A 16,161-nucleotide genomic window follows, 5' to 3' on the forward strand; every position below is an offset into this window, starting at 1 on the left:
GGGGATCACATAAGGATCACGCGACGCGGTCAGGTTGCGACCGTGTCACTGCAAGCGCTAACCCAACCACCAGCTCTCCGGAAGGGGATGCTCGGGACTGCGCTGACCATAAACTCGCAGGAGCATAACGATGTCACGCTGAAGGGGGCGGGGAATGTCGCAGCGAGGGAGTTCGCGGAAGAGGTCAAGGAGGCCTGGACGCGATTCAATCTCGTAGCGCTTGATAAGGAAGCGGCGCGACTAAACAGGGTCCTTGCCGGGGTGCTGGCGCTGGCAGCGCCGTCCCGATATCCCTCGGCATGCCTGATCGCGCCGCTGCTGGATGACGCGAGGGCTCTGGATGCATCGCTTTTGTCGAAGCTGAATGCCGAGGCCATCGGTGCCGAGGTCGCCGCGCGTATCGCACTCGTCCGCAAGTTTGCGATCGACCCGCGGACAATACGGGCGAATGCCATCGGAGCCTTCGTGTCGGCCGAACTGGACCGTTGGAAGGATTTCTTCGACACCATCGAGAGCAAGCCGCTGACGCCGGAACAGCGCCTATCTGTCGTTGTCGACGAGGATGCGACGCTGGTGCTCGCCGGGGCGGGATCCGGAAAGACCAGCGTCATCACCGCCAAGGCGGCCTACCTCGTCAAGGCGGGTATCCGCCAGCCGGAGGAAATCCTGCTTCTGGCCTTCGCGAAGAATGCGGCTGAGGAAATGTCGGAACGGGTCGAGGCGCGATCCGGCGTGCCCATCGTTGCGCGGACCTTCCACGCGATTGCCTACGACATCATCGGGATCGTCGAAGGGTCAAAGCCCGCCTTGGCGGATCATGCTACCGACGACACAGCCTTCTCCAACCTGATCAAGCAGATCCTGAAGGACCTGGTTTACCGCCTGTCAGAGGTGTCGAAGGCGATCATCCAGTTCTTCGCGCATTTCCTGGTCGAGCCCAAGACGGAATGGGACTTCAAGACCAAGCATGACTTCTACACCCACATGGAAGCCCAAGACCTGCGGACGCTGCAGGGCGAGAAGGTCAAGAGCTACGAAGAGCTGCAGATCGCCAACTGGCTTTACGAAAACAGCGTCGAGTACGAGTACGAGCCCCTCTACGAGCACAAGGTTTCCGAGGTCGGCAGGCGCGATTACCAGCCCGATTTCCGCCTGACCGAAAGCGGCATCTACATCGAGCATTTCGGGGTGCGGCGCGAAAAGGCGCGGGACGGCAGTGAACGGCTGGTTACGGCGCCCTTCGTGGACCGCGACGAATATCTGGCGGGCATGGACTGGAAGCGGAAGGTCCATGCCGAGCATCAGACCACCCTGATCGAGACCTACAGTTATGAACGGCAGGAGGGCCACCTGCTGACCGGCCTCGCCGAAAAGCTTGCTCCGCACGTCACCCTGAACCCCCGACCGGTCGACACCATCTATGACCGGATCGTCGAGCTGAAGCAGGTCGATGACTTTTCCAAGCTGCTCGGAACCTTCCTGCGCAAGTTCAAGAGCGGCGGCTACAGCCTGCAGGATTGCGAGACCAAGTCAGATCGGATGAAGCTGGGCAAACGCGCCCGGGCGTTCCTCGACGTCTTCGCGCCGGTCTTCGAGGAATATCAGAAACGTCTGGAGGGCCGGATCGACTTCGAGGACATGATCCTGCGCGCCGCGCGCTATGCAGAGGACGGCCGCTATGTCAGCCCGTTTCGCCATATCCTCGTCGACGAGTTCCAGGACATCTCGCAAAGCCGCGCAAGGCTGGTGAAGGCGCTGAAGGCGCAGCATCCCGATGTGCGCGTCTTTGCCGTGGGTGATGACTGGCAATCCATCTTCCGCTTCGCCGGATCCGACATCCACCTGATGCGCCATTTCGGGCGGGAGTTCGGGGGGCGCTTCGATGGCGAAACTGGCGTGCACAGAACCGTCGATCTCGGCCGCACCTTCCGGTCGGTCGACCAGATCGCTTATGCCGCCCGTACATTCGTTCTGCGGAACCCTGCCCAGATCGACAAGACGATCGTCCCGGCCGGGACCGCGACCGAACCGGCGATCAGGGTCGTCTCCGTGTCCAAAGGCGAGGATGAGGGGAAACTGAACGAGGTGCTTGCCGCTCTGTCTGCTGCCGCGGCGCCTGGGGCAAAGCCCGCGACGGTGCTGCTCCTCGGGCGTTACCGCTTCAACGAACCGGACATGCCGGGTCTGCGGCGCCGTTTCCCGCGGCTGAAGATCGACTGCAAGACCATCCATGCCTCCAAGGGGCTGGAAGCCGACCACGTCGTTCTGCTGAACGCCGACAGCGGGCGCATGGGGTTCCCGTCAGAAATTGTGGACGACCCGCTCCTGTCGCTGGTTTCGCCGGAAGAGGAGGCGTTCCAGAACGCAGAGGAGCGGCGCGTCATGTATGTGGCGATGACGCGGGCCCGGCATACCCTGACGATCCTTGCCTCGAACGCCCGACCGTCGTCTTTCGTGACCGAGCTGCGCAAAGACCCGGCCTACGGGATTTCGACAGCCCCCGGAACGGAACCAGAGGCCCGCGTCTGCGGCGAATGCGGTGGGCGACTGCTGGGCGTGACCGGGAAGGATGGCCGCATCTGGTATCGCTGCGAGCATGTCCAGCACTGCGGAAATCTGCTCCCGGCCTGCCCATCCTGCGGCACGGCCTTGCCACGACATGCCGAAGGGACGAGCGAGGTTCGATGTGGTTGCGGTGCCACTTTTCCGACCTGCCCAGACTGCGAAGATGGCTGGCTGGTCGAACGCAGCGGCAGTTTCGGAAAGTTCCTCGGCTGCGTGCGCTATCCGACCTGTACAGGGAAAGCGAAAATCACGAACGGCGATCAGCCTGCAATTCTCAAGCCTCGGCGCCGAAAGAAGGCCTGACCTCACAGCCTAGGGTCAGGACCCATTGATCCTCTGCTCGGGGCGTGATTCAGCCTCCGCAAGGAGACTGAGCAATGAGCAACCTTTTCTGGCTGACAGAGGCGCAGATGGCGCGCCTGCGGCCATTCTTCCCGAAGAGCCATGGTAAGCCACGGGTCGATGACCGGCGGGTTTTGAGCGGTATAATCTTCATCAATCGCAATGGCTTGCGTTGGTGTGATGCACCCAAGGAGTATGGTCCGCCAAAGACCCTTTACAACCGTTGGAAGCGGTGGAGCGACAAGGGGGTGTTCGCCCGGATGATGGACGGTCTGGCTGCCGAAGCCGCCGTTCCGAAGACGGTGATGATCGACGCGACCTACCTCAAGGCGCACCGCACGGCGACCGGCCTGCGGTCGAAAAAGGGGGACCTAGCGACCAAAGGGGCCGTCTGATCGGCCGAACCAAGGGCGGCATGAACACCAAATTGCACGCCGTCACCGATGCCGATGGCCGTCCGATCCGGTTCTTCATGACCGCAGGCCAGGTCAGCGATTACACCGGCGCGGCGGCACTGCTGGGCAGCTTGCCAAAGGCGGAGTGGTTGCTGGCCGACCGGGGTTATGACGCCGACTGGTTCAGAGAAGCATTGAAAGACAAAGGGATAAAGCCCTGCATTCCGGGCCGGAAGTCTCGCGGCAAGCCCGTCAGGCATGACAAGCGCCGCTACAAACGCCGCAACCGGATCGAGATCATGTTTGGGCGCCTGAAGGACTGGCGGCGGGTCGCAACACGCTACGACAGATGCCCGAAGGTATTCCTCTCCGCCGTCGCACTCGCAGCTACAGTCATGTTCTGGCTATGACGCGAGAATGAGTCCTGACCCTAAGCGGCGCCCCAACCATCAATGCAGGCGATTTCCTGCTGTAAGCCGATCGTTAAGCCAAGGTCCAAATCTGACGCTGGGGAAGTTTTTTCTTGGCTGGGCGGCCGCTCTGAACTTATGCTTTCTAGCACTGAAAAATTCTATTGGTCATACCTTTGGGGAGGGGCGACGTCATGGTTGCAATCAGCGTTTTCGGGACAAGCCCAAACACACCGCTGGAAGATGCATTTGGACATACGTTCACTGTCGAATTCCAAAGCTCGACTGAGATCAGAATCCTTACCGGGGCGACGGGATACCGGACGACATTCACCGGAACCGGCCTAGGATTTAGCAATATCGGCGGTGAGCTGGTGCCAATTGGAACCATCACCTCGATCACCATTCGCAATGCCTCTAACCAGATCGTCATGACCTTTACCGGTATGTCGGCGGATGCGACGCAATTTGCGGCGGCTGTCACTGCCTTGGTTGAACAAGACGACCCAGGCCCGATGGGGGCCCTGATCGGCAGCGACCCTGTTTCGTTTGATGGTTCCGGAGCCGGAACTGGTGTTAACTATGCGTTTAACGGGATATTTGCTCCGGTCACAATTCTTGGGTCCAATTTTCAGGATACGCTGGAAGGCGGTGAAGGGAATGACACGATCCGACCGGGGGGGTCCAACGGTGGTGATTTTATCGCTGGTAGCATTGGAAATGATACCATTGATCTGTCAGGTGTCGGGCCAGAGCAATTCATCGAAATTTTCTATGCATTCTTGTCCGCGCCTGTGACCGTCAACGTGAATGGCGTTGCAGACACGGCGACTGTCCTGAAAGGCGGCGGGTTGGGCACCGACACCATCCTTGGTGCCCGCGGTGTCATTAACGGGCCGGGGCTGAACTTTTCGGGGACCACGTTCAACGACACGTTCAATATCAGTGGGGTAGAAGGATTTGTCCTGCTGTATGGTGGCGCAGGTAATGACGCCTTCAACGTCAATCTGGACGCAGGTGGCGCGGTGCGCGTGTCTTACGCCTTTGGCCCGGGCAGTCGAACTGGAAGCGGGATCATTGCCGATCTGTCGACGGGTGTTGTGTCGAATGACGGTTTTGGCGGAACGGATACGATCAATGTGACCGGCAACAATGGCCGGTTGGAGATTGAAGGCACGGATGCTGCCGATCTTATTACCGGATCGGCGCGGGACCATGAACGGTATCTGCTGCGCGGCGGCAATGACACGGTGAATGGGGGGGACGGTTTCGACCTGATCCGGTTTGACCGCAATGGAAGCACCTCGGGCATTGATGCGGATCTGGTGACGGGGTTCATCACCGGGACGTGGAACGGCGCCAGCTTCACCAAGCAGGTGAGCGGCATTGAGGGCATTCGGGGCACAAACCTGAATGATGATATTTTGGGTGCGGCGACCGATGACGTTCTTGATGGGCGCAACGGTGACGATCTTTTGGATGGTCGTGGCGGGAACGATGAGCTGTTTGGCGGCGCTGGCGCAGATACGCTGATCGGTGGCGATGGTAACGACCGGCTGGACGGTGGCGACGGCAACGACCGGATTGAGGTTGGGCGTTCGAGTTCGGGTGGCGGAGATCAGGTCATCGGCTCTAACGGCAGCGATACGATCATCTACAGCGGTGTCAGCAATGGTGGCGATGGCTGGAACGACCTGAGTTACCACGGCCTGTCGGGGGGCATCGCTGTCACGATCAACGGTGGCGCGAATACCGGCACCGTGCAGAAGTTCGGTAGCGGCGGCGGACTTGTCGGGACAGACGTTCTGGTGGATGTGGCGCGCGTCGTGAACGATGTGAACGATGGTTTTAGCATCTTTGGCACGGCGTTTAATGACAGCTTTGTCATTGATGGCGGGGCGGGCAGCTGGATCCAGATCTTTGGGGGGCGCGGTGCGGATAGCTATGATATTACGCTTTCCGGCATTGTTCGGCTGAACTTCTCGGGCAGTTATGACGAATGGATGGGGGCCACACAGGCTCTGAACATCAACCTTGCCACCGGCGTTATTGCAAATGACGGTTTCGGCAACGCCGAGACCATCACGGTGCATGACGGATCTGCGCGACTTGAAATCACCGGCACAATGCATGCTGATACCTATGTCGGCAGTGCGCGCGATGAGAATTTCACGACCTCGGGCGGCAATGACACGGTCGACGGCGGCGGCGGATACGACGTGGTCCGCTATGACCGCCGTGAAGTGGGTGCGGGTGTCACTGTCAATTTGGCGACGGGAACGGTCACTGGCGTTTGGAACGGCACAGCCTTTACCCAAACGCTGATCAACATCGAAGCGGTGCGCGGAAGCCAATTCGCCGACGTCATGGGTGGCAGCCTTGCGGACGAACGGTTTGATGGTCGCGATGGCAACGACACCATCTACGGCTGGGGTGGCAACGACGACCTGTTCGGTGGTGCGGGCAATGACATCCTTGTTGGCGGATTTGGCAACGACTACCTTGATGGTGGCGATGGCAATGACACGCTTGACGGGTCAGCGGATAATACGGGCTGGGGCGATTTCATGCGCCCGGGCCTTGGCACGAACACGATCATCGGCAGCCAAGTCCTGTATGAGGTGGCCAATGACGGGATTGACATTTCCTACTCGGACGTCGGAGGCGTCGGTGGTCTGACGATCTCGATCGGCGCAAATGGCGCGGGGACTGTGGTGAGCGGCGCTGCGGGAATGGTGAATGACACCTTCACCTGGGCGCATTTCTTCCACGGTTCGCAGGATGCCGACAGCATTATCTCGACGGACACGGATACAAATCGGTTCCAGGGCTTCTCGGGCGGCGCAGGCAACGACACGATCGATGGCGGCGCCGGTTGGGATATGATCGACTATCGGCACGAGTCCCGCGATCACATTGATACGGCCTCTGGGGTGGATGTGAACCTAGAAACCGGGGTGGCCATCGACACTTACGGTGACACCGATACCTTGCTGAACATCGAGTCTATCGACGGCACCCAGTTCGCGGATAGTTTTATCGGCAGAAATGCGGCAGATGCCTATGCTTACCTGACGGGCTATGCGGGCAACGATACCATTACCGGCACCGATTTGGGTTGGGAAACCGCAAATTACTATGATGATGCCCGAGAGGGCGGCACGGCTGGCATCGTGGCGGATCTTGCAGCGGGAACCGTTCAGGACGGGTTTGGCGATACCGACACGGTCAGCAACATCGACGAAGTGCGCGGTACCGACCAAGCGGACCGGATCTCTGGTGCCGGACGGGGCGAACGGTTGCGGGCCTATGGCGGCAACGACACCGTGCTTGGCAATGACGGCAATGACACGATGGAAGGCGGCGACGGTGCTGATTTCATTGGTGGCGGGTCTGGGAATGACGTGGCCTATGGCGGGGTCGGGAATGACACGATTTACGCGGGTCTGGGCAATGACACGGTGCGTGGCGAGGATGGCGACGACGTGATCTATGGCTCGGCCGGGCGGAACGTGCTGCTTGGCGATGGCGGGAATGACCAGATCTTCACCTCTGCCGCGGGCGATTTTGTTGGCGGTGGCGATGGCAATGACACGGTGCGGGGCGCGGGCGGCAATGACACGATCTATGCCGGCACCGGCAATGACAACATCGGCGGCGGCGCGGGCAATGACCTGATCTATGGCTCGGCCGGGTCGAATGTCATCTATGCCGGTCTGGGCAATGACACGGTTCAGGGCGGCACCGGGGCGGATACGATTTACGGATCCGCCGGGCGCAACCGGCTTTTCGGCAACGATGGCAATGACGTGATCTATACCAGCGCCGCGGGCGATCTTGCGGCGGGCGGGTCAGGCAATGACTCGGTCTATGGCTCGACCGGCAATGACACGATCTATGCGGGCCTTGGCAATGACTTCATCGGCGGTGGCGCGGGCAATGACCTGATCGTGGCCGGGGCCGGGGTGAACCGGATTTACGGCGGCACCGGCAATGACACGATGGTTGCAGGAACGGGCCGCGATGTGATGACGGGCGGGCCGGGGGCAGATGTCTTTGTCTTCAACTCGGCCGCGCATATCGGCATTGGCGCAGGGCGCGACGTGATCACCGATTTCACCAGCGGCGTCGATGACATCGACCTGCGCGGCCTGGGCCAGACCTTCAACGGCACGGCAGGCCTGATCGGCGCTGGCACGGCGAGCTTTTACTATGTCGCCGCCAGCGGCCTGCTGATCGGCGACCAGAACGGCGACGGCACCGCAGACTGGGTGCTGGAACTAAGCGGCGCCCCAACCATCAATGCAGGCGATTTCCTGCTTTGAACTGAGCCGTGCCGCTTGGTCTATTGTTCGACCCAGCGGCACGACAACAGGCGGCTATCGGCTTCGCCGCTTTGGTGAATAGGGTCCGCGCTGTGAGAAAGGATGTGAAGAACAGCGGTTGATGCGCTGTCGTCATTTAAGAAGGGTTTTGCCATGCCACATGTTGAAGACGATTTTTCGAACGATGTTACGACGACGGGCCTTGTTGAGGTCGGCGGATCGGCCACGGGCGATATTGAGCACGTAGGCGATAGAGACTGGTTTGCTGTCGAACTGATCGCGGGAGTTTCTTACGAAATTCACCTATTAGGAACATCAAGCAGCGCGGGAACGCTTGTGGATCCGATGATCTACGGCATCCTTGACTCGGCGGGTGAATATCTTGGAGCCGGAGATGATGACGGAGGATACGGTTTTGAGAGTTTGGCAAGGTTCACTCCGCTAACCGACGGGATCTATTACATTTCCATTGGGGCCTTCAACGACTGGTGGGTCGGCACTTATAGAATAGAGGTTCGCTTGGCCCCTAATCCCACGCCGGGCGATGACACGTTGATCGGAAGCTCTGGGACTGACTCGATTGACGGTCTTGCAGGGAACGATTCCATTCTGGGTGACGCTGGCTTCGACACCCTTCATGGGGGCGATGGAGACGACACGCTGGATGGTGGAGCAGATGCTGATTGGCTCCGCGGGGGGGCAGGAAATGATGTATTGCACGGCGGGGATGCAAGTGACGTACTCTATGGTGACGATGGTGATGACACGCTCGATGGTGGTGGAGGCGCCGTGGATCAGCTTTTCGGAGGTGGAGGAAATGACCTTCTCCAAGGTGGGGACGGCAGAGACAGCCTCGACGGTGGAGACGGCAATGACACAATGGAAGGTGGGGCGGGCTGGAATTTTCTTTACGGCGGTTACGGAAACGACCTTTTACTAGGTGGAGACGAGCGAGACTGGCTCATTGGCGGTGACGGCGAAGACACTCTGGACGGTGGAGCAGATCGCGACTCTCTGGTTGGTGGAGCTGGAAATGATCTTTTGCGGGGAGGGGATGGCGACGATAGCCTGTTCGGCGATTTAGGCGTCGATTTCCTTTACGGCGGCGCTGGAAATGATCATCTTCGGGGGGCTTCAGATGGCGGTTTGCTTGATGGCGGGGATGGGAATGACCGGCTGCTTGGCAGGGTCGGGGCTGTCACAATTTCTGGGGGAGAGGGGGATGATTTCATCGGCGGCAGTCAAAGCCACGATCTGCTGAACGGCGGCACTGGGGCCGACACGATCTGGACAAACCTGGGCAACGATACCGTTTACGCAGGTGACGGCGATGACCGTATTTTCAGCTATGGCGGTGTTGGAGAGCTTTATGGCGAGGCGGGCAACGATTACCTACTAGCCTCGCATGAAGGTGGCACGCTGTACGGCGGCGATGGCAATGATGTGCTGCAGGGCCGAATGGGCGACGACACGATCTATGGTGGCGCGGGGGATGATTTCATCGGGGGCGGTCAAGGCGCAGATGTGATTGTGCTTGAGTCCGGCAACAACCGCGCTTGGGGCGGGGTCGGGCGCGACACCATCACGGCAGGACTGGGTCAGGATGTGATTTCGGGCGGACCCTGGGCCGATGTGTTTGTTTTCTTGTCGGCCGATCACATCGGGATCGGGGCCACCCGCGACACGATCACCGATTTTCTAAGCGGAGTGGACAGGGTCGATCTGACCGCGCTGAACACCACCTTCACTGGCAATAGCGGGTTCATCGGGGGTGGGCAGGCATCGTTCTATTATCAGGCCGAAACGGGTTCATTGCTGGGCGATCAAGACGGAGATGGCGTTGCGGATTGGGTTCTGAGTTTTAGCACTACGCCAAATCTGGTTGCGTCGGACTTTATCCTTTAGCGCTGTTTCTGCTTGGTAGGATTAGGTTTTGGGCGGCCTCTGCCGCCCATTTTCTTGACCAGACCTGCCTTTGCTGTGTCGATGCAATGACGCAGTTTTCTCATTTGGATCGTGCCACCTATGCGTAAGCATTAACCAGACGATCCGATTTCCCTCCTCACTTTTACCCGAAATTATGGGACTGAGGCTAAGCCGAATAGGCTTTGGCCCGTGGCATCCGGTTTGCCCTTTCGCTGAAGCTTTTGTTCAACAAGCGTGGGGACTTAGTAATGCCGTATGTCGATCCAGTGAGTGCCCCTTTGGGTGAAGTGACCAATCCTTCCTTGGGCGTAGGTCTGCAGGGCGTTTCTGACTGGACGACGCAACAGCCGTTTATCGACGTGTTCAAGACGGCGCGAGAGTGGGAGGGCCATATCCCCGGCCAATATGGCGGGATCGGTTTTGACGCCTTGGATGCGGCCGGGATTTTGGATGAGAACGGCTGGCCGCGTTATCTTCCCGAAACCGTCATGGTTGATGGTCGCGAGGTTGGATTGTCGCATATCGGGACGGTCATCCTGACAGCCTTGCCCGCAGAAATGACGTCGATGGCCGGTCGGTATCGGCTGACCTATGAGGGTGAAGGTGAGCTTCGGCTGAACGGTGCAGACAATGTGGTTTATGGCGATGGTGAGATCTGGTTCGACTATACCCCCGATGGCGAGCGGGCGGTGTTTGTTGAAATCATGGCCACGACCGAAGGCAACCACCTGCGCAACATCCACGTCGTTCATGAGGACAATATCGACCGGTTTGATGCCGGCGAAGTGTTCAACCCGATCTGGGTTGATCTGATCGAAGACATGCGTGTTCTGCGCTATATGGATTGGATGCGGACCAATGACTCTGATCTTTCGGAGTGGTCTGACCGGTCTACTGAAGACTATTTCTCATGGGGGACGGATCGGGGCGTTCCCTTGGAGATCATGATCCAACTGGCCAACCTGACGGGCACCGACCCGTGGTTCAACATTCCCCATCTGGCAACGCCTGACTTCATCGAAGCCTTTGCCACGATCGTGCGTGACCAGTTGAACCCGAACCTTCGCGCCTATTTCGAATATTCCAACGAGATGTGGAATTGGCAGTTTGATCAGGCCCAGTGGGCCCATGCCGAAGGCCAATTGCGTTGGCCGGGCGTGGGAGACGCGTGGATCCAGTGGCAAGCCATGCGAGCCACTGAGATGTCGCAGATTATCGCCAGCGTGTTCGGAGATGACCTCGAAGGGCGTGTCATTCGTGTCATCTCTACGCAAACGGGCTGGCGGGGTCTGGAAGACCCTCTTTTGACCGCGCCGCGGTGGGTGGCAGAGAATCCTCAGAGCAATACTTTGCCCTATACCCAGTTCGATGCCTATGCCGTTACGGGTTACTTCGACGGTGCCTTGGGGCGTGACGAAAAGGTAGAAACCACGCATCAGTGGATCGCGACTTCTATCGCGATGGCAGAGGCGGACGCCGCTGCGCTTGGCCTGAACGGTGCAGAGTATCAGGCCTATGTGCAAGCCCATCGTTTTGACTATGCGCTGACGCTTGCAATCTCTGAAATGCGGGATGGGTCGATCACGGGCAATCCAGAGGGCAGTCTGGCGCAGTTGTACGAAACCTTTGCCTATCATGCGCGGATCGCGGCAGCGCATGGGCTGCAAATGGTCATGTACGAAGGCGGCACCCATCTGGTGGGTGTGGGAATGCATGCCCATGACCAACTTTTGTCTGAATTCTTTATTTTCGTGAACCAGTCGCCTGAAATGGGCGAGCTTTATGCCGAGCTGATGCAGGGCTGGCTGGACGCGGGCGGTACTTTGTTCAACGCCTTTGTTGATGTTGGCGCGGCCGGATGGTGGGGATCTTGGGGGGCGATGCAGCACCTTGATGATACCGATAGCCCGCGCTGGGCCGCTCTGGTTGAATTCAATGAAGCACATCCCGGATGGTGGGAAGATCGTGACCCGTCGGCTTTTGCGGGAAGCACCCCAACAGGTATTTTCTTCGCGGGCGCAGAAAGTGACGATCGCGTGGTTGGCAGTGCCCTTGCAGACACCTTGCATGGTGCCAACGGCAATGACCTTCTTGAAGGGGCCGCCGGCGATGACTCTTTGTCAGGCGGGATTGGCGCAGACACCCTGATGGGTGGAGCGGGCAACGACACCCTGAGCGGTGACACTGGCGCCAATCAACTGTTTGGCGACGACGGCGATGATGTGATCCTTGGCGGAAACGGCTCGGATTTCATCGGCGGCGGGGCTGGGAATGACAGCATCACCGGTGCCGAAGGTGCTGATACGATCTGGGGCGGCTTTGGCAATGACACCTTGGATGGTGGCTTGGGCAATGATGCCATCTTCGGGTCCGAAGGTATGAACCTACTGATCGCAGGCGAAGGCAATGACACGGTTTCCGGTGGGGCGGGTAGCGATACGATCCGCGGCATTTCGGGCTTGAACGCGCTTTATGGAAACGACGGCAATGATTTCATCGAAGGCGGGATCGCAAGTGACCTGATCGGTGGTGGGTCCGGCAATGACACCATTCGCGGTGGCGATGGCGCTGACACGATCTGGGGTGGTCTGGGCAACGATAATATTGGCGGCGGTTCGGGACGAGACATAATTTACGCCTCGGCAGGGTCTGACACGATCTGGGGCGGCTACGGCAATGACACCATTCATGCAGGCACCGGCACAGACCTGATGGTCGGCGGTGCCGGGGCGGACGTCTTTGTGTTTGCCACATCGGCACATGCCGGCATTGGGCCGGGACGTGACGTCATCGCCGACTTTACGCCGGGACAAGACGACATTGACCTCTCTGGGTTAAACACCCGTTTTAACGGTGAACTCGGTCTTTCTGGCGGGGGCAGGGCGTCTTTCTATTACTATGCGGCGCGGGGCCTTTTGATCGGTGATCAGAACGGCGACGGCGTGCCAGATTGGGTCATTGAACTGGTTGGCGCGCCAACCGTCACCGAAGGCGATTTTCTTTTGTAGAGCAGCGCCTTACACCTTTGGTTGACGGTGTGATTTGTTACATTGGCAAACGTGTGGAATTCCGTACCTTGCTGCCATCTGACGATCTGCGAAGGCTACGCCTTTCGTATAGTTTTCTAATGGCAGGAGTTAATCAGTATGGCGCGCGTTTTGACTGGCGTTTCGCATAATGCCGACTTTGATCTTATCAACCTTGACCTGAACGCACTTTATGTCACTCGGACGAGTGTCGATGTTGTTCTGGACGATCCGATCACGGTCAGGAGTATCGTCTATACCTCTGTTTACCGGATAGATCACGCCGGGCCGAACAGCCCGTTATACCTTTACGGCGAAGGCTTTGTTGTTGACCCCGCTGGCAACCTGATTGGCGGAACAGTGACAGGCATTGCATTTGGGGCCGATCAGTTCGACCCGGACGCAATTATTCAGCAATTCGCGGTGCCTGCCGCTGATGTGTTTTCGGCACTGACCTCGGCAAGCACAACTGATGACCAAGCCTTGTTGTCGGTGATCTTTGCCGGAAATGACCGGATCGAACTAAGCAACCTTGATACCGCCGTGCGCGGCTATCTGGGCAATGACACGGTGGGCGGTGCGCGCGGGAACGATCTTCTGTACGGAGACGAAGGGGACGATTCCCTTGAAGGCTATTTCGGGTCTGACACGCTTTATGGCGGTGACGGGAACGATACGATTGTGGCCAGTGCTGACAATGATTTGTCCTATGGCGGAGACGGTAATGACCGTATCGGCAGCACGAGCGGTCTGGACACGATGTATGGCGGGAATGGGAATGATTCCCTGACGACCGGGGCAAATGGCACGCTGTTGGGGTATGGCGATCAGGGCGACGACTCTTTGTACGGTGGGGCACTGTCCGACACCCTTTATGGCGGAAGCGGCCTTGATCAGATCTTCGGCGGCGACGGCGCGGACATCGTCGAAGGTGGTGCCGATGCCGATGTCATCGAGGGCGGTGACGGGAATGACACGCTGCGCGGTGACGATGGCAATGACACGATCACTGGCGGTCGCGGGAATGACAATATCGGCGGCGGTGCCGGAAATGATCTGATCTATGCGACGGCAGGTTCGAATACGATCTGGGCCGGGTATGGAAACGATACGGTCCATGGCGGGACGGGTGGCGACACGATCTATGGTGGCGCTGGCCGGAACCATTTGTTTGGTAATGCTGGGAACGACTTGATCTTCACAAGCGATGCCGGAGATTTTGTCGGTGCCGGTGATGGCAACGATACTGTCCGTGGCGGCAGTGGGGCCGATACGATCTGGGCGGGCCTTGGCAATGACAATATCGGCGGCGGTGCCGGAAACGATCTGATCTATGGGTCTGCAGGGGCGAATACGATCTGGGGTGGTCAGGGCGACGACACGATTTATGCCGGCACGGGTCGGGATGTCATGTCGGGCGGACCCGGCGCAGACACGTTTGTTTTCGCTTCGGCGGCGCATATCGGGCTTGGTGCTGGTCGCGACGTGATCACCGATTTCACATCGGGTGTTGACCGCATTGATCTGAGCGCTTTGGAGACGACCTTTAACGGCACACTTGGATTGACCGGTGGCGGCACGGCATCGTTTTACTATTACGCAGCAGGCGGTCTTTTGATCGGCGACCAGAATGGTGACGGGGTTGCCGATTGGGTGATCGAACTTTCTGGCGCGCCGGTGATCTCGGCAGGAGATTTCCTGCTGTAAGGGCATGCGGCCCCGGACGGGAAGTGTCTTTAGACCTTCTCACCGGGGCCAGCTTGTGCCAAAGACCCGGAAACCACCTTCGGGCTATGGACATTGTCAACGCAGCTACCTCTTGTCAGCATCATAGTGCCCGCCTGCAATCATGCGGCCTTTGTCGAGGCTGCCTTGGCAAGTATCGTTGCGCAGACCTATCCGCAGATAGAACTGATCGTTATTGATGACGGGTCCAAAGATGATACGGCTTTGGTGATTGAGCGGTTTGTCGCGGGCATTCAGCGCGACATGCGGGTTGAATTTCATCGGCAGGAAAACCGTGGTCTAGGCCCAACGCTGGCCCGTGCCTTGAATATGGCAAAGGGAGAGTACGTTCAGTTTTTGGCCAGCGATGATGCGCTGTTTCCCGATATGACGGCACGCGTTGTCGCGAGTTTCAGCGACGCACGGGACGATGTCGCCGCAATTGCCTGCGACGGGTATGTCTTTGATGGAGTTTCGGGGCCTCACCGTACGTTCAGCTTTGTGCATCCTAAGCCGTTCTTGGGAAATCAGCACCGGGAACTGATGGCGGGAAACTGGCTGCCGGCGATGGGTTTGGTCTATCGGAGGGATCGACTTGTCGAAGTGGGTGGCGTTGATCCGGAATTGGCTTACGAAGACTGGGGAATGCTGCTTGCGTTGACCCGTCGTTACAGGGTCGCGCAGATCCCTGAAAAGTTGTTTTTATACAGGCAGCATGGACAGAACAGTTCAGCCAACACTGGCCGGATGCGGGATGCCCTGCAGGTCTTGGGAAAACGCTACCCGCCGATGGCCCAAGCGAGAGTTTTACGAAACGCCATCGCCAATCGGGATTTCAAGGCTGTATTAGGCGCGATCTCATTTTCGAGCCTTGATCTTGGTCTTCGGTTTGCCCTGCGCCAAATGCAACGCGCGGTTTGGCAATACCTTCACCAAGACAAAAAGCAGGGCGCGGTGGAACAGCCGGTTCGTGTTGAGATCGGAGCAAATTGCCGGATAGACCCAAGTGTAAGGTTTCAAAGTGGTCCTGGCTTGCTTCGGGTCGGAGATGGCTGCCAGATTGGACCCGGTTCCGTTCTGATTGCCGGAACAGGGTTAGAAATTGGCGGCGGAAGTTTGATTGAGGCGGGGGCACATATTGGGGGTGACGGAGCAGCGACCCATATTGGTCGTGGGTGTCTGATCGCTGAAGGGACCAGAATCGAAGCTGGCGTCACTATGGGAGACCGCTGCGCGACGATGCCTGGCTGCCGTATTTCTGAAAATCAGCCATTAGAGACATGGATCATGCCAGCCACATTGCGTGACATCGGCAGCACTTCGCCGTAAAAGGTCATCAGAGGCGTGTTATCCACAGAAACACGCTCTTTCCAGTCGCGGCGTCCCTCGCGCTTGTGTTCGGAATAGGCTTTAATATGAGGGATTAAGACAAAGGCAGTCCGGTGCG

The 16,161-nt window shown here is 58.6% G+C and carries 7 protein-coding genes; all 7 read left to right on the forward strand.

The features are described 5' to 3' along the window. Nucleotides 1-87: 87 nt before the first annotated feature. The 7 genes from ACSBLW_RS14280 (at nucleotide 88) to ACSBLW_RS14310 (ending at nucleotide 16,043) form a co-directional block, all read left to right on the forward strand. A complete protein-coding gene (locus tag ACSBLW_RS14280) occupies nucleotides 88-2,868 on the forward strand; it encodes a UvrD-helicase domain-containing protein (protein ID WP_435257274.1) in 2,781 nt (926 codons plus the stop codon). 74 nt (nucleotides 2,869-2,942) lie between these two features. Next, a protein-coding gene (locus tag ACSBLW_RS14285) for an IS5 family transposase (RefSeq protein WP_435257275.1) occupies nucleotides 2,943-3,712 on the forward strand; the annotation gives its coding sequence in 2 pieces (ribosomal slippage) (nucleotides 2,943-3,261 and nucleotides 3,261-3,712; 771 coding nt in all). Nucleotides 3,713-3,906: 194 nt separating this feature from the next. Continuing rightward, nucleotides 3,907-8,037 (forward strand): beta strand repeat-containing protein, encoded by a 4,131-nt coding sequence (locus ACSBLW_RS14290; RefSeq protein WP_435257276.1) that lies wholly within the window; start codon nucleotides 3,907-3,909, stop codon nucleotides 8,035-8,037. Between the two features lie 153 nt (nucleotides 8,038-8,190). After that, nucleotides 8,191-9,942, forward strand: a complete 1,752-nt coding sequence (locus ACSBLW_RS14295) for a calcium-binding protein (RefSeq protein WP_435257277.1) — start codon at nucleotides 8,191-8,193, stop codon at nucleotides 9,940-9,942. Between the two features lie 269 nt (nucleotides 9,943-10,211). After that, nucleotides 10,212-12,971: a calcium-binding protein gene (locus tag ACSBLW_RS14300; RefSeq protein WP_435257278.1), complete on the forward strand. Its 2,760-nt coding sequence runs from the start codon at nucleotides 10,212-10,214 to the stop codon at nucleotides 12,969-12,971. 138 nt (nucleotides 12,972-13,109) lie between these two features. Beyond that, complete coding sequence (locus tag ACSBLW_RS14305; protein WP_435257279.1) at nucleotides 13,110-14,696, forward strand: calcium-binding protein; 1,587 nt, start codon at nucleotides 13,110-13,112, stop codon at nucleotides 14,694-14,696. Between the two features lie 126 nt (nucleotides 14,697-14,822). After that, nucleotides 14,823-16,043, forward strand: a complete 1,221-nt coding sequence (locus ACSBLW_RS14310) for a glycosyltransferase (protein ID WP_435257280.1) — start codon at nucleotides 14,823-14,825, stop codon at nucleotides 16,041-16,043. The last annotated feature ends 118 nt before the right edge of the window (nucleotides 16,044-16,161 follow it).

This window comes from Thioclava sp. FR2, from assembly GCF_051200875.1.
GTDB lineage: Bacteria > Pseudomonadota > Alphaproteobacteria > Rhodobacterales > Rhodobacteraceae > Pseudotabrizicola.

Coding starts and splice junctions, on each gene's coding strand:
- ACSBLW_RS14280 (WP_435257274.1), top strand. CDS start 88: ATGCTCGGGACTGCGCTGACCATAAACTCGCAGGAGCATAACGATGTC.
- ACSBLW_RS14290 (WP_435257276.1), top strand. CDS start 3,907: ATGGTTGCAATCAGCGTTTTCGGGACAAGCCCAAACACACCGCTGGAA.
- ACSBLW_RS14295 (WP_435257277.1), top strand. CDS start 8,191: ATGCCACATGTTGAAGACGATTTTTCGAACGATGTTACGACGACGGGC.
- ACSBLW_RS14300 (WP_435257278.1), top strand. CDS start 10,212: ATGCCGTATGTCGATCCAGTGAGTGCCCCTTTGGGTGAAGTGACCAAT.
- ACSBLW_RS14305 (WP_435257279.1), top strand. CDS start 13,110: ATGGCGCGCGTTTTGACTGGCGTTTCGCATAATGCCGACTTTGATCTT.